General features: G+C 62.4%; 26 protein-coding genes and 2 tRNA genes. 19 read left to right on the top strand and 9 right to left on the bottom strand.

From position 1 onward, the window contains the following. Positions 1-6 precede the first annotated feature (6 nt). Positions 7-381, bottom strand: coding sequence for a winged helix-turn-helix transcriptional regulator (locus AC3WTO_RS25515; protein ID WP_492463742.1), 375 nt, complete (start codon positions 379-381; stop codon positions 7-9). Between the two features lie 133 nt (positions 382-514). On the opposite strand from AC3WTO_RS25515, the gene AC3WTO_RS25510 reads away from it, so the two are divergent. Continuing rightward, positions 515-976 carry a nuclear transport factor 2 family protein gene (locus AC3WTO_RS25510; protein ID WP_492463741.1) on the top strand — a complete coding sequence of 154 codons (462 nt, stop codon included), beginning with the start codon at positions 515-517 and terminating at the stop codon, positions 974-976. A gap of 232 nt (positions 977-1,208) precedes the next feature. On the opposite strand, the gene ilvD is transcribed toward AC3WTO_RS25510, so the two are convergent. After that, the gene (ilvD, locus tag AC3WTO_RS25505) at positions 1,209-2,882 is read right to left on the bottom strand and encodes a dihydroxy-acid dehydratase (RefSeq protein WP_492463740.1); all 1,674 of its coding nucleotides are present in this window, start codon (positions 2,880-2,882) and stop codon (positions 1,209-1,211) included. Between the two features lie 112 nt (positions 2,883-2,994). Between ilvD and AC3WTO_RS25500 the strand changes: the two genes are divergently transcribed. Further along, the gene (locus tag AC3WTO_RS25500) at positions 2,995-3,903 is read left to right on the top strand and encodes a LysR substrate-binding domain-containing protein (protein ID WP_492463739.1); all 909 of its coding nucleotides are present in this window, start codon (positions 2,995-2,997) and stop codon (positions 3,901-3,903) included. A gap of 63 nt (positions 3,904-3,966) precedes the next feature. On the opposite strand, the gene AC3WTO_RS25495 is transcribed toward AC3WTO_RS25500, so the two are convergent. The 5 genes from AC3WTO_RS25495 to AC3WTO_RS25475 all read right to left on the bottom strand — a co-directional run bounded on the left by AC3WTO_RS25495 (position 3,967) and on the right by AC3WTO_RS25475 (position 8,092). After that, complete coding sequence (locus AC3WTO_RS25495) at positions 3,967-4,917, bottom strand: alpha/beta fold hydrolase (protein WP_492463738.1); 951 nt, start codon at positions 4,915-4,917, stop codon at positions 3,967-3,969. A 28-nt stretch (positions 4,918-4,945) separates the two neighbouring features. Further along, positions 4,946-5,377 (bottom strand): DUF6841 family protein, encoded by a 432-nt coding sequence (locus AC3WTO_RS25490; protein ID WP_492463737.1) that lies wholly within the window; start codon positions 5,375-5,377, stop codon positions 4,946-4,948. Positions 5,378-5,592: 215 nt separating this feature from the next. Then, entirely contained in the window at positions 5,593-6,816 is a 1,224-nt protein-coding gene (locus AC3WTO_RS25485; RefSeq protein ID WP_492463736.1) for a TadE/TadG family type IV pilus assembly protein, read from the bottom strand. A 276-nt stretch (positions 6,817-7,092) separates the two neighbouring features. Beyond that, positions 7,093-7,443 carry a hypothetical protein gene (locus AC3WTO_RS25480; RefSeq protein ID WP_492463735.1) on the bottom strand — a complete coding sequence of 117 codons (351 nt, stop codon included), beginning with the start codon at positions 7,441-7,443 and terminating at the stop codon, positions 7,093-7,095. A gap of 142 nt (positions 7,444-7,585) precedes the next feature. Further along, positions 7,586-8,092: a MarR family winged helix-turn-helix transcriptional regulator gene (locus tag AC3WTO_RS25475; RefSeq protein ID WP_492463734.1), complete on the bottom strand. Its 507-nt coding sequence runs from the start codon at positions 8,090-8,092 to the stop codon at positions 7,586-7,588. Between the two features lie 280 nt (positions 8,093-8,372). On the opposite strand from AC3WTO_RS25475, the gene AC3WTO_RS25470 reads away from it, so the two are divergent. From AC3WTO_RS25470 to AC3WTO_RS25440, 7 genes are read left to right on the top strand one after another with little or no spacing between them, the layout of a single operon-like run. Next, complete coding sequence (locus AC3WTO_RS25470; RefSeq protein ID WP_492463733.1) at positions 8,373-9,545, top strand: ABC transporter substrate-binding protein; 1,173 nt, start codon at positions 8,373-8,375, stop codon at positions 9,543-9,545. 18 nt (positions 9,546-9,563) lie between these two features. Next, positions 9,564-10,274 carry an ABC transporter ATP-binding protein gene (locus AC3WTO_RS25465; protein ID WP_492463732.1) on the top strand — a complete coding sequence of 237 codons (711 nt, stop codon included), beginning with the start codon at positions 9,564-9,566 and terminating at the stop codon, positions 10,272-10,274. 6 nt (positions 10,275-10,280) lie between these two features. After that, entirely contained in the window at positions 10,281-11,036 is a 756-nt protein-coding gene (locus AC3WTO_RS25460) for an ABC transporter ATP-binding protein (RefSeq protein WP_492463731.1), read from the top strand. Beyond that, positions 11,033-11,917, top strand: coding sequence for a branched-chain amino acid ABC transporter permease (locus AC3WTO_RS25455; protein ID WP_492463730.1), 885 nt, complete (start codon positions 11,033-11,035; stop codon positions 11,915-11,917). The genes AC3WTO_RS25460 and AC3WTO_RS25455 overlap by 4 nt, the downstream gene beginning before the upstream one ends. Then, positions 11,917-12,981 carry a branched-chain amino acid ABC transporter permease gene (locus AC3WTO_RS25450; protein ID WP_492463729.1) on the top strand — a complete coding sequence of 355 codons (1,065 nt, stop codon included), beginning with the start codon at positions 11,917-11,919 and terminating at the stop codon, positions 12,979-12,981. Before AC3WTO_RS25455 ends, AC3WTO_RS25450 begins: the two co-directional genes overlap by 1 nt. 15 nt (positions 12,982-12,996) lie before the next feature. Then, positions 12,997-13,899 carry an MBL fold metallo-hydrolase gene (locus tag AC3WTO_RS25445; protein WP_492463728.1) on the top strand — a complete coding sequence of 301 codons (903 nt, stop codon included), beginning with the start codon at positions 12,997-12,999 and terminating at the stop codon, positions 13,897-13,899. A 5-nt stretch (positions 13,900-13,904) separates the two neighbouring features. After that, the gene (locus AC3WTO_RS25440; RefSeq protein ID WP_492463727.1) at positions 13,905-14,489 is read left to right on the top strand and encodes a cysteine hydrolase family protein; all 585 of its coding nucleotides are present in this window, start codon (positions 13,905-13,907) and stop codon (positions 14,487-14,489) included. A gap of 202 nt (positions 14,490-14,691) precedes the next feature. Here the strand turns inward: AC3WTO_RS25440 and AC3WTO_RS25435 are convergent. Further along, a tRNA-Thr gene (locus AC3WTO_RS25435) sits at positions 14,692-14,766 on the bottom strand. 131 nt (positions 14,767-14,897) lie between these two features. On the opposite strand from AC3WTO_RS25435, the gene AC3WTO_RS25430 reads away from it, so the two are divergent. The 10 genes from AC3WTO_RS25430 to AC3WTO_RS25385 all read left to right on the top strand — a co-directional run bounded on the left by AC3WTO_RS25430 (position 14,898) and on the right by AC3WTO_RS25385 (position 21,934). Beyond that, the gene (locus AC3WTO_RS25430; RefSeq protein WP_492463726.1) at positions 14,898-15,089 is read left to right on the top strand and encodes a hypothetical protein; all 192 of its coding nucleotides are present in this window, start codon (positions 14,898-14,900) and stop codon (positions 15,087-15,089) included. Positions 15,090-15,221: 132 nt separating this feature from the next. Beyond that, positions 15,222-16,520 carry a UDP-N-acetylglucosamine 1-carboxyvinyltransferase gene (gene murA / locus AC3WTO_RS25425; RefSeq protein WP_492463725.1) on the top strand — a complete coding sequence of 433 codons (1,299 nt, stop codon included), beginning with the start codon at positions 15,222-15,224 and terminating at the stop codon, positions 16,518-16,520. 254 nt (positions 16,521-16,774) lie between these two features. Then, positions 16,775-17,209 (top strand): DUF2948 family protein, encoded by a 435-nt coding sequence (locus AC3WTO_RS25420; protein ID WP_492463724.1) that lies wholly within the window; start codon positions 16,775-16,777, stop codon positions 17,207-17,209. 3 nt (positions 17,210-17,212) lie between these two features. Continuing rightward, positions 17,213-18,505, top strand: coding sequence for a histidinol dehydrogenase (gene hisD / locus AC3WTO_RS25415; RefSeq protein WP_492463723.1), 1,293 nt, complete (start codon positions 17,213-17,215; stop codon positions 18,503-18,505). A gap of 6 nt (positions 18,506-18,511) precedes the next feature. Continuing rightward, positions 18,512-18,997, top strand: a complete 486-nt coding sequence (locus tag AC3WTO_RS25410) for a UPF0262 family protein (protein ID WP_492463722.1) — start codon at positions 18,512-18,514, stop codon at positions 18,995-18,997. Positions 18,998-19,127: 130 nt separating this feature from the next. After that, positions 19,128-19,346 carry a translation initiation factor IF-1 gene (gene infA / locus AC3WTO_RS25405; protein ID WP_006200926.1) on the top strand — a complete coding sequence of 73 codons (219 nt, stop codon included), beginning with the start codon at positions 19,128-19,130 and terminating at the stop codon, positions 19,344-19,346. 24 nt (positions 19,347-19,370) lie between these two features. Beyond that, on the top strand, positions 19,371-20,000 hold the full coding sequence (locus AC3WTO_RS25400; protein WP_492463721.1) for a Maf-like protein: 630 nt from the start codon (positions 19,371-19,373) through the stop codon (positions 19,998-20,000). An 85-nt stretch (positions 20,001-20,085) separates the two neighbouring features. Beyond that, a complete protein-coding gene (yacG, locus tag AC3WTO_RS25395; protein WP_492463720.1) occupies positions 20,086-20,316 on the top strand; it encodes a DNA gyrase inhibitor YacG in 231 nt (76 codons plus the stop codon). 194 nt (positions 20,317-20,510) lie between these two features. Then, positions 20,511-20,586 (top strand) — tRNA-Phe (locus AC3WTO_RS25390). 160 nt (positions 20,587-20,746) lie between these two features. Beyond that, positions 20,747-21,934 (top strand): tyrosine-type recombinase/integrase, encoded by a 1,188-nt coding sequence (locus AC3WTO_RS25385; RefSeq protein ID WP_492463719.1) that lies wholly within the window; start codon positions 20,747-20,749, stop codon positions 21,932-21,934. 350 nt (positions 21,935-22,284) lie between these two features. Here AC3WTO_RS25385 and AC3WTO_RS25380 read toward each other — a convergent pair whose 3' ends face one another. Continuing rightward, positions 22,285-22,452, bottom strand: coding sequence for a hypothetical protein (locus AC3WTO_RS25380; RefSeq protein WP_492463718.1), 168 nt, complete (start codon positions 22,450-22,452; stop codon positions 22,285-22,287). Positions 22,453-22,670 lie beyond the last annotated feature (218 nt).

Below are 22,670 nucleotides of genomic sequence, written 5' to 3'. Positions count from 1 at the left end.
GAACTCTTATCCCTGAGCCGATCGGACAAGCCTGCGCGACTTGCAGATCGCGCCGTGATTTTCATCCGCCCATTGGGTCAGGATATGCAATGGACCGAGGAAAGACCGGCCCAGTGTCGTCAGCGCATATTCGACACGCGGCGGCACTTCGGCGAAGATGGTCCGGCTGATGTAGCCGTCCTCCTCCAGGCGCCGCAGCGTGCGCGCCAGCATCTGGCGCGAGATATCGTCGATCTCGCGGCCGAGTTCGTTGAAACGCATGGTCTTGCGGCCGAGCGCTTCCAGCACCAGCAGGCTCCACTGATCGCCGATGCGGTCGAGCACATCGCGGATCGGGCAAGGCTGGTCGAATTCAACGTCTTCGGTCTTTTGTTGGTTCATCGCCGTGATTTCCTGGATTCTAGGTCACCGCGCAGTGACCTGTTCGCTTGAAACTGACTTCTTGCGAGGTCCGTACAGCTCCTGTAGCGCTCCAATGGTCTACAAGATAGACCAATCTTTAGCAGGAGTTGATATGCCGGCATTTCCCAAAATCGTAGCAGTTGCTCTGTTCATCGGCACGGCCTTGTCGCCGGCGTTCGCGCAGACGCGCGACCTTGCCACCGAGGAGGCCAACCGCAAGCTGGTGGTCGAGTTCTACGATCGTTTCTTCAACAAGCATGAGACGGCCGAGGCAGCGGAAGTGGTGGCGGATTCCTACATCCAGCACAACCCGCAGGTGCCGGACGGCAAGGCGCCGTTCGTTTCCTTCTTCACCGGCTACTTCAAGACCAACCCGGAATCGCGGGCAAAGATCGTGCGCAGCGCCACCGATGGCGACCTCGTCTACCTGCACGTCCATTCGACCGAAGGGGCCAAAGATCGCGGCGTGGCGGTCGTCGACATCTTCCGCGTCAAGGACAGCAAGATCGTCGAGCACTGGGATGTCATCCAGCCCGTTCCGGAAAAAGCGGCGAACCAGAACACGATGTTCTGAGAACTTGGCTTGACGTTCGCCGGACTGAGGTGAGCGCAGTCTTTGTGAAGGTCCCCTCTCCGTCTCGCCCTTTGGGCGAGCCACCTCTCCCCGCCTTCGGCAGGGCGAGGAACCGCAGTTGCGGCGCAAACGCCTTTCCGGCTTGGGTTCCTCGCCCCCGCAAAGCAGGGGAGAGGTGGCTCGTGCGAAGCCCAAAACGGAGAGGGGGCTTCACTCTATGGGCGATTTGCCCCTACCCCGTGACAGCCCCTTCATTGGCCGGCCGCACGAGCGCCGAGAATTTGGCCAGGACACCGCGCCGGTAGCGCGGTTCAGGCTGGCGCCAGAGGCCACGCCGCCTTTCGATCTCGGCTTCCGCGACATTGAGTTCGATGAGCTGGCGATGAGCGTCGATGGTGATCTGATCGCCCTCCTCGACCAATGCGATCGTCCCGCCCTCGAAAGCTTCCGGGGTGACGTGTCCCACCACCATGCCCCAGGTTCCGCCCGAGAAACGGCCGTCGGTGATCAGGGCGACACTTTCGCCAAGCCCCCTGCCGATGATGGCGGAGGTTGGCGCCAGCATCTCCGGCATGCCGGGGCCGCCCCTCGGCCCGAGATAGCGCAACACCAGCACATCGCCCGGCTTGATCCTGTCGGAGAGGATCGCGTCCATCGCCGACTGCTCGTCGTCGAAGACGCGGGCGGGGCCGACGATCCTTGGGCTCTTCAGGCCGGTGATCTTGGCCACCGCGCCACCCTCGGCAAGGTTGCCCTTGAGAATGGCCAGGTGACCTTCCGGATAGAGCGCCGCCTCGATCGGCCGGATAACGTCCTGATCGGCGGATGGCTGGTCGGGCACATCCGCCAGTTCTTCCGCGATGGTGCGGCCGGTTATGGTCAGGCAATCGCCATGCAAAAGCCCGGCATTCAAAAGCAGCTTCAGCACCTGCGGGACGCCGCCGGCCCTGTGCAGGTCGATCGCCATATAACGGCCCGACGGCTTGAGGTCGCAGATGACGGGTATGCGGCGGCGGATGCGCTCGAAATCGTCCAGCGTCCACTCGACCTCGGCGGCATGGGCGATCGCCAGATAGTGCAGCACGGCGTTGGTGGAGCCACCCGTCGCCATGATCAGCGCGACGGCATTTTCGATCGACTTGGCGGTGACGATGTCGCGTGGGGCAATGCCCTTCCTGACCGCCTCGACCAGCACCTCGGCGGACCTGCGCGTGCTCTCGATCTTCTCGGCATCGGTGTTGGCCATGTTGGCAGAATAGAGCAGAGACATGCCGAGCGCCTCGAAGGAGGAACTCATGGTGTTGGCTGTATACATGCCGCCGCATGAGCCGGTGGTTGGGCAGGCATTGCGCTCGATGCCCTCGAAATCTTCTTGCGACATGGTGCCGGCCATGAACGCGCCGACGGCCTCGAAGGCTGAGACGATCGACAGGCTCTGCCCTTTCCAGTTCCCCGGCTTGATCGTTCCGCCATAGACATAGATCGCCGGCACGTTGGCACGCAGGATGCCGATCATGCCGCCCGGCATGTTCTTGTCGCAACCGCCGAGCACCAGCACGCCATCCATCCACTGGCCCTGCACCGAGGTTTCGACGCAGTCGGCGATGACCTCGCGCGACACCAGTGAATATTTCATGCCTTCGGTGCCCATCGACATGCCGTCGGAAATGGTCGGCGTGCCGAAGGTCTGCGGGTTGGCGCCGGCAGCCTTGACGGCGGCGACCGCCGCGTCGGCCAGCGGCTGCAGTCCCGCATTGCAGGGCGTGATGGTGGAATGGCCGTTGGCGATGCCGATCATCGGCTTGTCGAAGTCAGCCTTCTCATAGCCGATGGCGTAAAACATCGCCCGATTGGGTGAGCGGGCGACACCCTGGGTGATGTGCCTGGAGCGTTCATTGTGCGGCATTGGCTTTTTCCCGTGGCTTATGCGAACGGGCTGATCGTACTGGAACTCAAATCAGTCGTGAAATATACTTTTTGTGTCCTATTAGGTCGAATTACATATTAAAGGATCGCGCGTGCAATTGCGGCAACTGCATCATTTCCTGGCCGTCGCCGACGAACTGCATTTCGGCCGCGCCGCAGCGCGGCTAAATATGACGCAGCCGCCGCTCAGCCAGTCGATCCAGGCGCTCGAGGCAGAGCTTGGCGTGCAGCTCTTCGTCCGGACAAAGCGCAATGTGGAACTGTCGCCCGTCGGCAAAGCGTGGGCGCCACATGCGCGGCGCGTCGCCGACGAAGCGGCGGCCCTGCCGGCCACGGCGAGACGGCTTTCCCGCGGTGACATCGGGCTGCTGCGACTGGGCTTCGTCAGCACAGCCGACTACGGCATGCTCCCATCCGTCATCGCCCGCTTCCGCACGACCTACCCCGATGTCGAGATCGCGCTGCAGGAGGCAACCAGCGACGTGCAGACCGAAGCCGTGCTCAACGATGAGCTCGACCTCGGCCTTGTCATCGCACCGCCACGGGCAGCGCTGCACAGGGCGCTCGTGTATCACCGGCTGTGGCGCGAACCACTGGTCGCAGTGGTGCCCGAGGCATGGGTCAGCGGCAGCCGCGACGGTTTCGAGAGCAACCCGCTCGCCCCCGCCTCGTTCCTGGCGGCACCGTTCATCCTGTTTCCACGCCGCTCGGCACCGGTGTTCCACGACCTGGTCTCCGGCTATTTCGCCAACCACGGCGTGCCGTTCTCGGTCCATCAGGAAGCGATCCAGATGCAGACCATCATCGGCCTCGTCGCTTCAGGCCTGGGTGTGTCGATGGTGCCGCTTTCGCTGACGTCCCTGAAGCGCGACGGCGCGGTCTATATCCCGCTGGCCGGGCGGGTGCCGGAGGTCGAAACCGGGTTGATCTGGCGCAGGGACAACACCGCCGCGACAATTCGGAATTTCGTCTCGTCGGTCAGCAACCTTCAGCCGGAGTGATGCCAGCTCGACAGCAGGCTTGAGGGGGCATTTTCCGGTTCCGTCTCGTGCTCCAGAGGCCAGTCAACCGTTGCTGAAAAACGATCGCAGCAGTCCGGCAGTCATTTCCGGCTTTTCCTCGGGAAAGAAATGGCCGCCATCGACGGAATGGCCGGACACGTCCTTTGCCCAGCGGCGCCAGATACCAAGCGGGCCGCCGGCGTCGTCATACCAGTTGGCGAGGCCGCCATGCGCGCTCCACAACGCCAGCAGCGGGCAATCGATCTCGCGTCCCGCCGCGAGATCGGCGCAATCGTGCTCGCGATCGACGGTGGCGGCGGCACGATATTCCTCGCAGATCGCATGGATCTGCTCCGGATCGCGCAATGCGGCGGCATAGGCATCCCGTACGGCACGCGGGAAGGTTTCGGGCGGCGATCCCCATTCGTCGAGGGCATTGTCGACCACCGCCTCAGGGGCGGCGGCGATCAGCCGCTCCGGCAGTGGCGCCGGCTGCGCCAGCAGCGAGAACGGCCAGAACGCTAGGGCAAGGCGCGCGTCCGCGCGGTCCCAGACCTCAAGGGTGGGGATAATATCGAGCACTGCCAGCCTGGCCACCACGTCGGAATGGTCGAGTGCCATGCGGTAGGCGACTCTGCCGCCGCGATCATGTCCCGCGACGGCGAAGCGGTGATGCCCCAGAACTGCCATCGCCTCGACCAGCGTTGCCGCCATGGCGCGTTTCGACATGCTCTCATGTCCTTGGGTTTCATCTCCGTCAGGCGGGCAATCGCTGGCGCCATAGCCGGGCAGGTCGACACCAACAACGGTGAAATCTGACGCCAGCATCGGGCCGATGTCGCGCCACATCAGGCTTGTCTCAGGGAATCCGTGCAGCAGGAGCAGCGGTGGTCCCGACCCGCCCTGGTGCACGAACACACCGCCTTGCGCCGTCTCGACCCTGCGGCTCTCGAACCCGATCATCGCCTGCTGTTCCATGAGGGACAGAACGCGCGGCGCGCGGATTTCGTTCATCCAAACAATCGAACGGCAGAGCGCGGCTTCAGCCGATACCGTGTTTCTTCAGCAGTTGCTGCTCGTCGCCGGCGACCCAGCCGAAGATCCTGGGTTCACCGTCCAGAGTCTGCATGAGGTAGTGAACCTCGAAATCGACCGACAGGTCCGGTTCCCCCTTGCGGGCATAGGTCGCCATCCAGGCGACATTAGCGATGGAGTGGTGCTGGTCGATGGGGGTGACGCGGATAGCGGTGATCCGCATCGCCTTGGTGCCGATCTCCCGATAATGCGCATAACCATGCGCCAGCGTGCGCGCGAGGTGGTCATCGTTGCGACCGGTCATCACCCCGCGCGGCGATGCCGCGATGAATTCGGACGCGTAGAGCGCCGCCAGCGCATCCTCGTCGATATTGCCGGCAAGCGCCCGGTTGAAAAAGCCTGCATAACCTTCGAAGAACGTCTTGATGATCGTTTCCATCGCCGGCCTCCTTGTGCTCGACACGAAAGCACTGTCGGGGTTCCATCTCTCGGCGGGCCTACGACATCGAGGACGTCTGGCACGCGCACGACTGTCTAACGCGCGTTGATACCATGAACACAGGCGCCAAGGGAGCGTGGACGCGAAAGCGGCAACGGTCCCATAGCGACGGGGGTTCAGCCGCCCTGCTTCCACCTGGCCGCAGCCAGGTGAGGTTACCGCACCAGCCTTACCTGCGGTGCGCCTGCAAGCGCCGTCGGCACCGGTATCGGCCCCGAGCTGGCGGGTTTCTTGAAGACAACTGTTCCCGAGACATACAGGTTCAACCTCTTCGCGATCAGCGCGGTGTAGCTCGCCTCCGCGTTGGCGCTGCCGCTGACGTTCCAGTCGATGACCGTGTAGGGAAGATAGATGGTGCCATCGTAGAAGCTTCCAGCCGCCGTATTGATCCGGAACTGAACGTCCGCATTGATCGCCTTGCGCCCCTGGAACATCAGGATGCCGGCATGCGTACCGGTGGTCGGCGCGGATATCTGCATGATCGCCGCGCCGTTCATCAGCAGCGGTGACTGCTCGTCCTCGAAATAGAACAACACGCCGGCCCCGAGAAGCTTGGCCGAGGTGTTCAGGGTAAGCGGACCTCCGCGAAAGGTGTAGATGCCCGGCTTGAAGGTGACGTCGTCCGACGCGTTCAGGGTCAGTCCACCACAATAGACACCGGGACTGATGGTTAGTTTCACCTGGGTGTCGATGGTCTTCAGGCTCTTGGACGTGCATGCGGTCGTGGATGGCACCGGCTCGGGCATGGATTGCAGCGGGTCGGCGATGACCGGGGAGCCGTCGACCGGGGCGGGCGACAGCACTTTGCCCGAGATCTTAGACTTGCCGTGCACCGCAACGAGCGGGGCGGAGAATTTACCGCCATTGTCGATGTAGAAGGCGCGCTGGCTGTTTGCCGAGTTGACCTGAAAACCGCAGTCGCTGCCGACCGAGTTTGCGTTGATGATCTTGAGCGCATCGGCCTTGTCGGGATCGAGGACCAGGATGCAGGCGGAATTTCCGGCCGACCGCATCGCCTGGGCCTGAACCGCAAGGGGCACCGAGCCTATACCCAGGATATGGATGAAGGTGGTCTTGTAGTCTCCGCGCGCGTTGACGCTGACCAGATTTCCGTCAACGGAGACATCGTATTTCCCCTCGATGGCATCAGCTCCGAGATGGCCGGCCAGAAAACCATGGGACACCGCCTGTTCCTTACCCGGGGTCGCGGCCGCGGCGGCAAGAACGGATGCGTCGGCGGCATTTTGCAGGACGGATTGCATCCTCAGGGCGCCGGTGTAGTCGACCGCGAAACCAACCGCGCCGAAAAGCGGCACGAGAAGCAGTGCGCTCATAACGCCTAAGTTGCCGGAGCGATCGCGAAGGAACTTGAGGAGCATGTTTCGGAGGTCCCCAGAGCAATTCCAGGAAAAAGCGTGCAACGATTTTCCATTCGGAATTGCCTAAAAAACAAAGAGTTGGAGCACATCGATACGGCAAGACCGTTTACAAGATAATTAACGTGCTAATTTCAATGTTACTAAATCACTGAAGCCCTGCGATGACGGCCATTGCAGATCGGCCAACCATGCCGCTGCTCACGCGCGCATGGCCGACGGGACCCTTCAACGATCCCCGACAAGTTTGTGAAGGCTGCCGCGCCGACCTGCGGAGCTTCACTCGCCTGCCCGCGCCATCGCATAGGCATTTCGCTTCAGAAGCGGACGATCGAGCGACGATCCGGCGATGGCAGCGAACCACGCACCCTCGACCATGCGGGCCGCCGCGCGCGCCGATTTCTCGACACCGTTGAGGCTGCCGATGTTACGGCTGATCTCGGTGCCATGCGCGTTCATCGCCCAGAACCACAGGCCCTGCTGCGGGCCGTCATCGCGCAAAGTGATGCGGCCGACACTGCCGTCATACCCGTCGGCGTCGGCGACGTAGTCGGCCTCGCGATCGGCTTGCCGCCAATTCAGACGCAGGGAAAGAGCTTCGCTCTCCGCGACCCTCGCAGGTTCGGTCATTGTCGTTCTCCATCGGTTTGATGGCACCAGATTGCCATCCCGGCGGAGAAGCCGTCAAGGATTTTGTTCCTATTTTGTTCCAAAATCCTCCGAGCGAACCGATCATCCTGAACCCTACCAGGGCAAAGGCAGGGACCACGCGCTAGGCACCAAGAAGCTTGTCGACATCGTCCTCGCTGTCGACAGGAATGCCGACGTTCAGGAGATTGTGCTGGGCCTGATGCAGCACACGCATGCAGGTGGCGATGTCCTCGAGCGGGATGTCCTGCAGCGCATCGCGGTTCGCGGCGATAGCCGCTTCCAGCGCAGCCGTCTGCAATTGCTGCCCCTTCTTTGTCAACGAAACGATGTATTTGCGGGCATCGTTCGGATCACGCCGCCGGCGCACCAGCCCGGCAGCGATAAGACTGCGCACCGCGACGACCATGGCGGGACCCGCAATACCGGACTCATGCGCGAGCTCGACCTGGGTGAGACCGTCCCGGGTCCACAAGGTGCGCAGTGCGTACCATTGGCCGAGCGAAATGCCCATATGCGCGATGCGCAGGCCAAGATCGCGCTGGATGAGCCTGTTCAACTGCCGAAGGCTATGACCGAAGCTCTTCTGGGTCGGGAGGATCGACCCTTCTTCTGTCTTGCTGTCGTCCATCTGTGCCGGCTCCTCCATGCAATCCCTGCCCCACTAAACATGAACCATACGCGCTGCAAGCGATCTGAACACCATGTCGGCCCAGGAGAAAATTTAAGCCTGAAATATTCTTCCGTCACCCGCTTGTCGGTGCAAAACAAAGGCGCTAACATCAATTCGTTCATAAATTAACGAATTGGCCCGTTCGCTTTAAACCGGAAAAATCGCCTGACGTCGAGTCCAACGGCAGGCACCCATTCGAAGGTTCATCGCCGATGAGAGCCAGACATGGGGAACCTTTATGACCATACGTTTGCACATCATCGCCGCGCTGTTGTTCTCGACAAGTGCGGTGTTGTCGACGCCGTCCCATGCCGAGCCCGTGAAGCTTGGCATGGTCATGTCGTTCAGCGGCTGGTTCCAGCCGATCGACGCCAGCACGGTCAATGGCGCCAAGCTTGCCATCAAGGAGATCAACGCGGCCGGGGGCGTGCTCGGCAGCCAGATCGAGGTCGAGACCTTCGACAACAAGTCCGATCCGTCGCTTGGAGCCGAGGGCGCGCTCGATGTCATCGGCAAGGGCGCCAAGGCGATCATCTTCCCCAGCGATTTCGACTTCGGCGCGCCCGGTGCTATCGTCGCCCAGCAGAACAATGTCGTCGCGCTTTCGGGGGCCTCCGATCCCAAATTCGGCGTCAAGGCCGTCGGCCCTTATGCCTACTCCGTGTCGGTCGCCGGACAGGCGCAAGGCGCCTTGCTGGCGGAATGGGCGTTTCAGGAAAAAGGCTGGAAATCGGCCTATGTGCTGCTCGACAACACGATTTCCATCACCAAATCGATATGCGGCAGCTTCAGCGCGCGCTGGAAGGAACTGGCCGGAGATGCCGGGCTTGCCGGCAACGACGTCTTCCTGAACAGCGATCCGAGCATCGCGGCCCAGGTGTCGCGCATCAACGCATTGCCGGCCAAACCCGATCTTATCGTTCTCTGCTCCTACGCGCCGGGAGGACCGAGCGCGATCCGCCAGTTGCGCGCGGCCGGCATCGACCAGCCGGTCCTGACCGGCGAGTCCATGGATGGAGATTACTGGGCAGGCACGGTTCCGAACCTGTCGAACTTCTATGTCGCCAATTACGGCTCCATCTACGGCGATGATCCGGACCCGGCGGTCAACGAATTCTTCAAGCGCTATCAGGCCGAGTACGGCCAGCGCTCGGACGCGTCCTATTCTCTGCGTGGCTATTCGATGGTCCAGGCCTGGGCGAGGGCCGCAACCAAGGCAGGCTCCTTCGATGCCGACAAGGTGGCCGCCGTCCTCGACAGCTTCAAGGGCGAACCGCTGCTGATCGGACCGACAAGCTATTCGGCCGAGCTGCACATCGAGACCACGCGTCCGATGACGATCGTCGAGAGCCAGAACGGCAAATTCTCGTCCATCGGCAGGTTCGCGGCGCAATCCGTCAAGCTTGATTGAAGTGGACGGGTCACGGCCGTGGAACTCAGCGCAACCGACATTGCCGTCCGGTTTTCCGGCGTCCGTGCCATCGAGGGCGTTTCGCTCAACCTCCGCAAAGGGGAAATCGTCGGGTTGATCGGCCCCAACGGAGCCGGCAAGACGACCATGGTCAATGTGCTGAGCGGCTTTCAGCGCCCTCACCAGGGTGACGTTACGATTGGCGCCAGGGCAGCCACCGGCCGTCCGGCAACCTGGTTTTCACGCCAGGGCGTCGTCAGGACATTCCAGGCCGTGCGGCTCTTCAGGGGTCTGACGGTAAGTGAAAATGTCGAGGCCGCGCTGAGCAGCCTCAACCTCAACCGCGCCGCCGCCCGGCGGCGCGCATTGCAGATACTCGACTACATGGGCATCGCCGCCAAGGCCCATCTGATGAGCGACGCGCTTACCTATGGCGACGAGCGACGCGTCGGCATTGCGCGCGCGCTCGCCCTCAATCCGGATTTCCTTTTGATGGACGAGCCGGCTGCCGGACTGAACATCGGCGAGGCGGCAACGCTCGGCGCCCTGATCTCGACGATCCGCGACGAGATCGGCTGCGGCATCCTGCTCATCGAACACAACATGACGCTGGTCACACAGACCTGCGGCCGGCTGCACGCCATGGCCAGCGGCAGAACCATCGCCACCGGCCTGCCGGATGCAGTCCTGGCCGACCGGCAGGTCCGGTCGGCCTATCTGGGGGCGTAGCGCAGCATGGGCAACACGACCTCGCCCGATCGACACCTCCTGTCGGTGGACAAGCTTATCGTTCGTTATGGCCAGATCACCGCGCTCGACGGCGCCGGCATCCATGTCGACAAGGACGAATTCGTGTCGATCGTCGGCCCGAACGGTGCCGGAAAATCCTCGCTGCTCGGAGCGATAGCCGGGCTCGTTCGGCCGGCATCGGGATCGATCGTCTTCGCCGGCGAGGACACGATCGGCCAGTCGCTGGAGCGGACGGTACGCCGCGGCATCGCGCTGGTCCTCGAGGGCCGTCATGTCTTTTCCGGCCTGACCGTGCTGGAGAACCTCAAGCTCGGGGCAGCCGCCAGGAACGATAGTGCCGAAATCGCACGCGATATCGCCGAGCAGTTCGAAACATTCCCGATCCTGGCCGAGCGGCGGCAACAGGCGGCAGGCCGCCTGTCAGGAGGTGAACAGCAGATGCTGGTCATAGCGCGGGCGCTATTGTCGCGGCCGCGACTGCTGATGGTCGACGAGCCATCGCTTGGTCTCGCGCCGGTGATGACCGACCGCGTCTATGAAGTGCTGGCGAAGGTCCGCAAACGCGGTGTCTCCGTTCTGGTCGTCGAGCAGAACGCGCCGCGCGCCCTGCAGGCGGCCGACAGGACCTATGTGCTGAATGGCGGGCGTGTCGGCCTTTGCGGACCGTCGAGCGAGCTGGGCAACCATCCCGACTTCGAAGCCGCCTATTTCGGCCTCATGAGAAACGAGGTTGCGGGATGAGCCAGATCCTTCAGATCGTGATCGATGCGCTCAGCGTCGGCGGGCTCTATGCGCTGACTGCATTGGGCATCGGCATCGTCTTTTCCGTCATGAGGCTCGCCAATTTCGCCCATGCCGAGTTCGTGACCGTCGCCGCCTATGTCCTGCTGGCCCTGTCGGGGCAACCGATCATCATGTCGGTGGCGGCTTCCGTTCTGATTGCCATTGCGCTCGCCGTGCTGACGGAGCGGGTCGCATTCCGCCCGATCCGGCAGGCAGACCAGGCAACCATGCTGATCGCATCCTTCGCCGTCAGCATGCTGTTGCAGCGGGTCCTGATCTTTCTTCTCGGCTCGCGCATCAAGGCCGTCGATCCGCTGCCCGGTCTCAGCCAGGCGATCATGGTCGGCGGCGTCCAGGTCAGCTTGTTGAAACTGGCGACGATAGCGACCTGCGGCATTCTTCTGATCGCCTTGTCGCTGTTCATGACAAGAACCCGATACGGCCTGCACATGCGCGCCGCGGCCGAAAACTTCACCATGTCGCGTCTGGTCGGCGTGCGCGCCAACGCGGTCATCGCAACCGCCTTTGCGCTGAGTGGTGCGCTGGCCGCCGTCGTGGCCGTCCTTTTTGCCGCACAGACCGGTTTCGTGCAGCCGCGCTTCGGCGTCCAGCTCGTCATCGTCGCCTTTGTCGCGACCGTGATCGGCGGGCTCGGCAACCTTGTCGGCGCCGTCGCCGGTGGTTTCCTGGTCGGAGCGGTTTCCACGCTTCTGCAAACGCTCCTGCCGGAAGAACTGCGACCGTTCCGCGAGGCATTCCTGTTCGTCGTGGTGATCCTCGTCCTGCTCATCCGGCCGCAGGGCATCTTCCCGGCGAAAGGACTGAAGGAACGCGTATGATGTTCGCCAATCCCCCCGTTTCGTTCAGAAACGCCGTATCCGACCGGGCAAGGCGGCTGGTTCCACTTGTTGTCCTGGCAGCGATCATCCTGGTGGTGGTCCTTCTGGGCGGCTTTGCCGATGCAGTCATCCAGCGCCGCGTGACCTTTGCCCTGGTCAACCTCTCGGCCGTCGTCGCGCTGTATGTCTTCATGGGCAATTCGGGCATTCTCAATTTCAGCACGGCGGGGTTCATGGCCATCGGCGCCTACACCTCGGCCCTGCTGACGATGCTGCCGGCGATGAAGCAGACATTCCTGCCGAATCTTCCCGCCGTCCTGGCGACGGCGCAGGTCTCGCCACTGACGGGTGCGCTGGCCGGCGGGGCGCTGGCGGCGCTGCTCGGGCTCATCGTCGGCTGGCCGCTCATGCGCCTGTCCGGCATTGCCGCCGGCATCGCGACGCTGTCACTGCTGATCATCGGCTACATCGTGCTCGGCAACTGGACCTCCGTCACCGGCGGGCAGCAGTCGCTGATGGGGCTGCCCACCTATGTCGGCCGCTGGACCGCCGGATTGGCCGCTATCGCGACGGTGGCGCTCGCCTTCCTCTATCAGGAGACGCGCTGGGCGATCGCGCTCAGGGCGCTACGCGAGGATGAGGTGGCCGCCAGAGCTTCCGGCATCCATGTCGTGCGCACCCGGCTTATTGCCTTTGTGCTCAGCGCGTTCCTGGCCGGTATCGCCGGCGCGCTCTACGGCCACTTCCTGGGGACATTGAGGATCGAGAATTTCTATCTCGACCTGACCTTCCTGCTGATCTCGATGCTGGTGGTGGGGGGCATGCGCAGCCTTACCGGCGCCGTTGTCGGGGCACTGGTCCTGTCGGGCATCGCCGAAATCCTCCGCCTGGCGGAAGCCGGCATCTCCCTTCCGGGCAGCGGCGGCATCCTGAAGCCTCCGGCAGGCCTCGGCGACGTCGTCCTCGCCGCCCTGATGCTGCTGATCATCCTGTTTCGCCCCCGGGGCATCACCGGCGGGCGCGAAGTTGCCTGGCCCATACCGCAACCCGGCAAACCTGCCTGATCCAAGGAACATCATATGAGCGATAACAGCCTGCACACCCCACCCGCGCCGACCGTCGAAACCGGTACCCCGCGCGAGATCGCGAATGGAGTCTTCGTCATCGAAGACCATCGTGTGCCGCTCGTGCCCAATATCGGCGTCATCCTCGGCAACGACAGGGCGCTGGTCGTCGATACCGGCATGGGCCGCGGGAACGGCGAACGCGTCCTGGCCGCGGCAAGGTCGCTCGCCGGCGCGCGGGAACTGGTCCTGACACTGACGCATTTCCATCCCGAGCACGGCTATGGCGCCGACGCGTTCAAGGGAAAAGCCGAGATCGTCTACAACAAGGCGCAGGCGGACGAACTGGCCGACAAGGGCGGCGCCTATCTCGACATGTTCAAGGGCATGGGGCCCTCGATCGCCGATGCCCTTGCCGACACGGTACTGGTTGCAGCCGACCGGCTCTATGACGGCGCAGAACATGTGCTGGACCTCGGCGGACGCAAGGTCCTGCTCAAGACCTGGGGCAAAGCGCACACACACGGCGACCAGATCGTCTATCTGCCCGAGGAACGAATCCTCTTCACCGGCGACCTGGCGGAAGAAAAGACCTTCCCGATCTTTCCTTGGTTCCCGCCCAACGACATGGACATCGATGCCAACAACTGGGTGAGTGCCTTGAACGATTGCCTGGCGCTGGAGCCGGAAACGGTCGTGCCGGGGCATGGCGACATCGGTGGCGCGGAAATCCTGACCGGCGTGCGCGACTACATCATCGACGTCGCGACAAGGGTGAAAGCCACCGCAGGCAGCAAGAAAACGGACGAAGACATCGTCACTGAACTGGCGCCACAAATCAGAAGCCAGCATCCCGACTGGCATTTTCCCGAATGGATCGACTTCGCGATCCGGTATCAGCTCGCGCAAGAGAGATGAGCGCCATGAAGACGGTCTTTCTCGCTTTGCATTACCAGAACGAGGTGCTGCACCCGAAAGGCCGCATCAAGGTCGGCATGGCTGAGAAAGACGACCGGCGAGACAAGGTCATCGCGGCCGCGACGCGCCTTTTCGACATCTGCCGCGGCTCCGGCATCCCGATCGTTTCCGTCAGGATCGCGTTCCGCGCCGACCATGCGGACGTCATCCAGAACTGCAAGATCTTCCGGGATGTCGTCGCCGCCAAGGCCATGGTGGAGGGCAGCTGGGGTGCCGAATTCTACGAGGGGCTTTCCCCCGTCGAGGGGGAGTTCGTCGTCAAGCACGCGCGCGTGAACGCTTTCCACGGCTCGCAGCTTGCGGAGGTGCTAGAAATCCTGAAGGCGGAACGCCTCATCGTCGCCGGCATCGCGACGAATTCGGTGGTGCTCACCACCGTCGCGGCCGCCGCCGACATGGGCTACGACGTGACCGTCGTCGGCGATGCCTGCTCCTCGGGCAATATCCACCTTCACGAATCGTCGCTGGAGAACATGAAGCTCGTGTCCGAGGTGATCGATCTGGAGCAATTTGCGTCCCGTTTTCGTTGAAACGGCACAGCCGTCACGGAAAATCGCCAACCGACGCGGCAATACGCGGGATCGGATCTTTCGGAATTCGCCGGAAAACGTTCTGCCATAGGTGAGCAGGCGACGTTCGAAGCTGGAGACAGCATCGGCGTCGACACAACAGCGTTGTGGACAAAGCCACTCACGGGCGCTTAATGCGGATGATTTCAAGAAAGAAGGAGAATGGTGCTGCCAGAGAGGATTGAACTCTCGACCTCTCCCTTACCAAGGGAGTGCTCTACCACTGAGCTACGGCAGCTCCTCGAATGCGGCGCCTTCTGCCACAATGAATCGCCAAGCGCAAGTTGCTATAGCAGCATTTTCCCACAGCCTCTCAGACATGGCCGCGCCACAATGTCGGTTATGCATTGTTAAGGACTAAGCGAGACCATGACCGACAAGACCGAGCCGAAATCGCCCAAGCCGGAAACGAGGGCCGACCACCGCAAAGCCAGGCTGGCCGATGCGTTGCGCGCAAACCTGCAGAAGCGCAAGGCGCAGTTGAGGTCGCGCCGCACCGGCGAAGCCGACACCAGGCCCGACGGGCTTGCCGCTGCGAAGGAACAGAAAAAAGAAGGGTAAGAGAATCAATACCCGGCCATTCTTGCGCCGACTTCTCGAAATCCTATTTCTTGAACCGGACCGACCAATGGTTTAGAGGGCGGCCCAAACACAACCGATTTAAGCCGGCTTCCGGCTGAGGGACACTTCTTCATGGATCGCATCAGGATCGTCGGCGGCCGCGAGCTCGCCGGCATCATCCCAATCTCTGGCGCCAAGAACGCCGCCCTGCCCTTGATGATCGCGGCGATGATGACCGGCGACACGCTGACGCTGGAAAACGTGCCGCATCTGGCAGACGTCGAACAGCTCATCCGCATCCTCGGCAATCACGGCGTCGACTATTCGGTGAACGGCAAGCGCGACCACCAGAACGGCAATGGCGGCGGTTATTCGCGCACCATCAACTTCACCGCGCGTGACATCGTCGACACCACCGCTCCTTATGAGCTGGTCTCCAAGATGCGCGCCTCGTTCTGGGTGATCGGCCCGCTTCTGGCCCGCATGGGCGAAGCGCGCGTGTCGCTGCCCGGCGGCTGCGCCATCGGCACCCGCCCGGTTGACCTCTTCATCGACGGCCTGCAGGCGCTCGGCGCCGACATTGATGTCGACAACGGCTATGTCGTGGCCAAGGCCAAGAACCGGCTCAAGGGCAACCGCTACACCTTCCCGAAGGTTTCCGTCGGCGCCACCCATGTGCTGATGATGGCGGCGGCACTTGCCCGCGGCGAGACCGTGCTGGAAAACGCCGCTCGCGAACCGGAAGTCGTCAACCTCGCCGAATGCCTGAACGCCATGGGCGCCAAGATCCACGGCGCCGGCACAGCGACCATCACCATCGACGGCGTCGACCAGCTCCATGGCGCCAGCGTGCGCGTCATTCCCGACCGCATCGAAACCGGCACCTATGCCATGGCGGTCGCCATGGCCGGCGGCGACGTACTGCTGAAGGACGCCCAGCCCGACCTGTTGCAGACCGCGCTCGACGTGATCGCGCAGACCGGCGCCGAGATCACGCCGACCAATGAAGGCATCCGCGTGAGGCGCAACGGCGCCGGCATCTCGCCGGTCGACGTCACCACCGAGCCTTTCCCCGGCTTCCCGACCGACCTGCAGGCGCAGTTCATGGGCCTGATGACCAAGGCCAAGGGCAAGTCGCGCATCACCGAGACCATCTTCGAAAACCGCTTCATGCATGTGCAGGAGCTGGCCCGTCTCGGCGCGCACATCACGCTTTCGGGCCAGACGGCTATCGTTGAAGGCGTTTCCAAGCTGAAGGGTGCGCCCGTGATGGCGACCGACTTGCGCGCTTCGGTTTCACTGGTCATCGCCGGCCTCGCCGCTGAAGGTGAGACCACCGTCAACCGCATCTACCATCTCGACCGCGGCTTCGAGCGGCTGGAAGACAAGCTGTCGGGCTGTGGCGCGGTGATTGAGCGGATTTCGGGATGAGGCAGTAGGCAGTAGGCAGTAGGCAGTAGGCAGTAGGCAGTAGGCAGTAGGCAGTAGGGGAATAGGGCAGTAAGGCAAACGAACACCAACGGTATCACGAGATACTGCCCAACTTTCTGTTTCCCTATTGCCGACTGCCGACTGCCTACTCTCCCCTACTGCCTTAGTCCCCGACTGCCTTCCCCGGTTGCGCCCGCCAGAAAGACCGCCTAACAGAAGGTAAGACAAAAAACCTTCGCAGGTGCGGTATCCGCATGGACGCTTTGAAGTTATTGGCGCTGGACGAGCAGGATCTGGGCATCATTTCGGCCCATGTCCAGGATGCCGTCATGAAGGTGGGCGAGCTTGAATACCTGCCCACCTGGAAGCGCTTCGTCATGCCGATGAACCGCTTCGCCTGGGAAGTGCGCTCCGGTTTCTTCCGCAAGCACAATGAACGCCGGCAAAGCGTGCTGCATTTCGAGCGCGTGCTGGCGGTCAAGACCAGCGGCATCCCTCGCGAGAAGTCGGAAGAGGTGCTGTCGCTGCTGGCCATCAGCTTCATCCCGATCGCGCCGCCCGCCGGCATCATCGAGCTGATCTTCGCCGGCAACGGCACCATCATGCTGGAAGTCGAATATGTCGAAGCGCGCCTCGCCGATCTCGGCGGCGCCTGGCAGGCTTCCTCGCGTCCGGTTCACAGGGGCTGAGCGATGGCTGTCACGCTCAACGCAACCGACACGGATTTCGAAGCCCGCTTCACCGCGTTCCTGGCCACCAAGCGCGAGGTTTCGGCCGACGTCGAGGCCGTGGTGCGCGACATCATCGCCCGCGTGCGAGCCGAGGGCGACAAGGCGTTGATCGACTACACGCAGCGTTTCGACAGGGCCGATCTCGGCACGCTCGGCATTGCCGTCTCGCGCGCCGATATCGAGGCTGCCTATGCGGCGGCCGACCCCGAAACGGTGGAAGCGCTGAAATTCGCCCGTGACCGCATCCGCTCGCATCACCAGCGGCAATTGCCGAAGGACGATCGCTACACCGATCCGATCGGCGTCGAGCTCGGTTCGCGCTGGACGGCGGTCGAGGCGGTCGGGCTCTATGTGCCCGGGGGCACGGCGAGCTACCCGAGCTCAGTGCTGATGAATGCCGTGCCGGCCAAGGTTGCCGGCGTCGAACGCATCGTCATGGTGGTGCCGGCGAGCGGTGGCGTGATCAGCCCGCTGGTGCTGGTGGCCGCCGATCTTGCCGGCGTTTCGGAAATCTACCGCATTGGCGGCGCCCAGGCGGTGGCCGCGCTTGCCTATGGCACGGAGACCATTCGCCCGGTGGCGAAGATCGTCGGCCCCGGCAATGCCTACGTGGCCGCGGCCAAGCGTCAGGTTTTCGGCACGGTCGGCATCGACATGATCGCCGGCCCCTCGGAAGTGCTGGTGGTGGCCGACGGCAGCAACGATCCCGACTGGATCGCCGCGGACCTGCTGGCACAGGCCGAGCATGACGCCTCGGCGCAATCGATCCTGATCACCGACGATGCCGGCTTCGCGACGGCGGTCGAAGCCGCCGTGCAGCGGCAGCTTGCCGTGCTGCCGCGCGGCGCGATCGCTGCCGAAAGCTGGCGCGACTTCGGCGCCGTCATCCTGGTGGAAAAGCTGGAAGACGCGCTGCCGCTGGCCAACCGCATCGCGGCCGAACATATCGAGCTGGCGCTCGACGATCCGGAAGCATTCCTCGCCGGCCTGCGCAATGCCGGCTCGGTGTTCCTCGGCCGTCACACGCCGGAAGCGATCGGCGACTATGTCGCCGGTTCCAACCACGTGCTGCCGACGGCGCGCTCGGCGCGCTTCTCGTCCGGCCTTTCCGTGCTCGATTTCGTCAAGCGCATGTCGCTGCTGAAGCTCGGCCCCGACCAGTTGCGGCAGCTGGCGCCGGCGGCGATAGCGCTGGCCACGGCCGAAGGGCTCGACGCGCATGGCCGCTCCGTCTCCATCCGGCTGAACATGTAGGCAGGCATGTCGGGAGCCGGGCCAAACAACGCAAGGCTGATCGACGTCGAACTCGACGAGACGATCGGCCGCTCGACGCCCGACGTGGAACATGAGCGGGCGGTGGCCATCTTCGACCTGATCGAGGAAAACTCGTTCAGCCCGGTCAATGACGATGGCAGCGGCCCTTACAAGCTGAGGCTCTCGCTTGCCGAATCGCGGCTTGTCTTTGCCATCAGCCGCGAGGATGGCGCCGACGTCGTCACGCACATCCTGTCGCTGACGCCCTTCCGCCGCATCGTGAAGGATTATTACCTGATCTGCGAAAGCTATTACGACGCCATCCGCTCCTCAACGCCGAGCCATATCGAAGCGATCGACATGGGCCGGCGCGGGCTGCACAATGAGGGCTCGCAGACGCTGATGGACCGGCTGGCCGGCAAGATCGAAATCGACTTCGACACGGCAAGGCGTCTGTTCACACTGGTCTGCGTGCTGCACTGGCGCGGATGACTGAAACAGCCTATAGAACAGGCCTGAGAACAAGCCGATTAAGCTTGTTCACAAAGCGGCGATAATCATATAGGTTCCGCGCCAAATTCCGGCCGGCCCGCCGGGAATCCATCCAAACCAAAGGTATCGAATGCCGAAGGAAGAAGTCCTCGAGTTTCCGGGTGTGGTGACAGAGTTGTTGCCCAATGCGATGTTCCGCGTGAAGCTCGAAAACGAACACGAAATCATTGCCCACACGGCTGGGCGCATGCGCAAGAACCGCATCCGCGTCCTGACGGGCGACAAGGTTCTGGTCGAGATGACGCCCTACGACCTGACCAAGGGCCGCATCACCTATCGCTTCAAGTAAGATTTTCGTGGCGGGCCAGATGCGATGAGCACCATGCACAAGCTCGTGCTTGCCTCGGGATCGCCCCGCCGGATCGAGCTCTTGCAGCAGGCCGGCATCGAGCCCGACCGCATCCTGCCCGCCGATATCGACGAGACGCCGCAGCGCGCCGAGCATCCCCGTTCGCTGGCCAAGCGCCTGTGCCGCGAAAAGGCCGAAAAGGCTTTCGCGTCGCTGCGCGATGAGCCGGAAGCCGAGCGCGGCTATGTGCTGGCCGCCGACACGGTGGTGGCGGTCGGCCGGCGTATCCTGCCCAAGGCAGAGACCAGCGACGATGCCGCCTTCTGCCTGCAACTGCTGTCGGGCCGTTCGCACCGCGTCTACACCGGTGTCTGCCTGATCACGCCCGACGGCAAGCAGCGGCAGCGGCTGGTGGAGACGCGCGTGCGCTTCAAGCGCCTGCCACGCACCGAGATCGACCGCTATGTCGCTTCCGGCGAATGGCGTGGCAAGGCCGGCGGCTATGGTGTGCAGGGACTGGCCGGTGCCTTCGTCGTCAAGATGTCCGGGTCCTATTCCAACATTGTCGGCCTGCCGCTCTACGAGACCACCGCGCTTTTGGCCGGCGAAGGTTTCGACATCCATCGCGGCTGGCCGGAACGCGGGCTGTCCTAGATCATTATCCAGAACCGGAGGTCTGCGAAGGCGCAGATGTCCTCGGATATGGGTCGACAGGAACAGTGTCACAGCGAGAAAAACCATGGCAAGCAATGACAGCACAGTGACGCCGCTGCGTCCGAAACGGCCCTGCCCCGAATGCGGGCGGCCCTCGGCGCGTGACACCTATCCGTTCTGCTCGACGCGCTGCAAGGACATCGACCTCAACCGCTGGCTGAAGGGGGTCTACGTCATTCCCGGCGACGACGGCGAGGCGGAAGACGCGCTGCCGGGCAACGCCCCAGGCAAGACACTGGACGACGCGCAGGACTGACTGCGCCAGCCCGGACGGTTGCCGCAAAGACCGCCAAAGCGCGGATTTTTCAGGGGTTTTCGGCTAACGATTGTTTTCCCTGCGAAATCGACACGGCGGTGCTGGACAGGCAGGAATCTCATGCTATAACCCCGCTCGCTTTCGGGTTTTGGCTCGGCAAGCAGGCAAAGTCCGGATCATGGATTTCGCCAGATGCCCAGGTAGCTCAGTTGGTAGAGCATGCGACTGAAAATCGCAGTGTCGGTGGTTCGATTCCGCCCCTGGGCACCATTGCCTTTTCCCACCCCATCCCACAGCGTCCACCAGATCAATACAAATCAATGAGTTAGGTGGTTTTGGTGGCTCATGGCGCACCGCCACATACCATTGCAACGCATCAGTTTGTGGGTAACGATCCGGGTATTACCCATTACCCGGAGGCCCGTTACCCATGCCGCTTTCCGATTTCGCCTGCAAGAACGCCAAACCCAAGGACAAGCCATACCGTCTCGCCGACGGCGATGGGCTCTACCTCTTCGTCCAAAAAAGCGGCGCTAAGCTCTGGCAATTGCGCTATCGCTTCCTGGAAAAGGAAAATATCCTCTCCTTTGGAAAATACCCAGTGGTGTCGCTTCTCGATGCCAGAGAGAAGCGCGACCAAGCCAAGAGGCTGCTGGTTGCCAGCATCAACCCTTCCACAAAGCGCAAGGAAGAGAAGATTGCGGCCATCACGGAGGCGCGCACGACATTCGGGCTAATTGCTGAGGAGTATATTCGCAGGCTGGCGGAACGGAAGGCGGCGTCGGCCACTATCACCAAAACCAAATGGCTTCTAGAGGACTTGGCTAGCCCACTGGCCAAGCGCCCGATCAAAGAAATCACCGCGGCTGAGATACTTCAATTCCTCCAAAGAATCGAGAAGAGCGGCCGAAGGGAGACAGCGCGGCGCTTGCGCGGCGTAATCAGCAGTGTTTTCCGACTTGCGATTGTCACACTCCGAGCCGAGAGCGATCCCACTCTGGCCCTGCGGGGCGCGCTACAGCCACCTAAGTCTAATGGCCGTGCCGCAATCATTGATGAAAGGAAGTTTGGTCGTTTACTGGTCGCCATAGATGAATATGACGGCTGGCCGACCCTGCGGGCCGCTTTGCAGTTTCTTGCCTTGACATGTGTGCGTCCGGGCGAGGTACGGGGGGCGACCCGCGACGAATTTGATAGAGAGAAGGCCGTGTGGCGCATCCCAGCCGAACGCATGAAGATGCGTGTCCCGCACGATGTGCCGCTGTCCAGACAGGCGTTACGCGTCTTGGACGAGGTTTGGCCCCATTCTGCATCCGAGGGGCTGGCCTTTCCCTCGATCCGTTCGATAAAGCGCCCCCTGTCCGAGAACGCTATGAACGCGGCGCTACGACGCATAGGCTACAGCAAGAGCGAAGTGACCGCCCACGGCTTCCGCGTGACTGCCAGCACCATCCTCAACGCCCGCAATTATGACCCGGATGTAATCGAGGCCATATTAGCGCACCAAGACAAGAACACTATCCGCCGGACCTACAACCGCGCGACGTATTGGGCGCAACGGGTGACGCTGATGCAGAATTGGGCAGATCTATTAGACACCCTGAAGGGCGAACTATAGAGAAAGCCTGTTCGATGGTGAGGTTTTCGAGTGAGACCAGCACTCATCAGGGTCGGAAGTCGTTGGTCCGCTACTGGGACGAGCGCGCCGGATTGCCACCGGGAATCGACCTCAATCGGCCATTTGAAGTGCTATCGTTACCGCCGGAAACTTCCCATTCATTCCATTTTACCAACCGGCAAAAGCTGAGCCAGCCGCGTATCCGGTGAGAGGGTATAATTTAATCCGCTTATCCATGAGCATTTCGATCTTTCTTCTATCGCCAGGCCGCGCAACTGGACCAAAGATGAATGGATACTCCTGAATACAGGCCGAACAACCGTCGTTCAGCAGCCAATAGAACTCGCGTTTTATGAGGGGCGTTTATCCTCGGCAGTTTGTTGAGCGTCCCGGGGCGCACGATCAGCATCAGCTTTCTTGCGCTGTTCGCCAACCGCCTTGCGAATGTTTTCGAAGCGGTTTTGTTCGTTCTCTTCCGTTGCGGGCTTTGGCTCGATTTTCTTGGTGTAGATGATCATCGAATGGGCTCCTGTTGCTGGTTAACGATGAAAGAGATCGCCGGGGATGTTTCACCCCGATAGCCATGCGGCGAGAGCAGAAGCGTAGCCTTGAGGGGCCACCCTATCTGTCTGCCCAGTCACAATCGCCCTGCTCCTCCGGCCGAACGGTTGAGGCACTGTTGTCAGTATCCCATTGCGCCCATGCCGCCGTTGCCGGCCGCCGGCGCGGAGTCTTT

The sequence above is a fragment of the Mesorhizobium sp. EU05-FHT14A09 genome (genome assembly GCF_058790995.1).
This window is presented reverse-complemented; position numbering and strand designations above follow the sequence as displayed.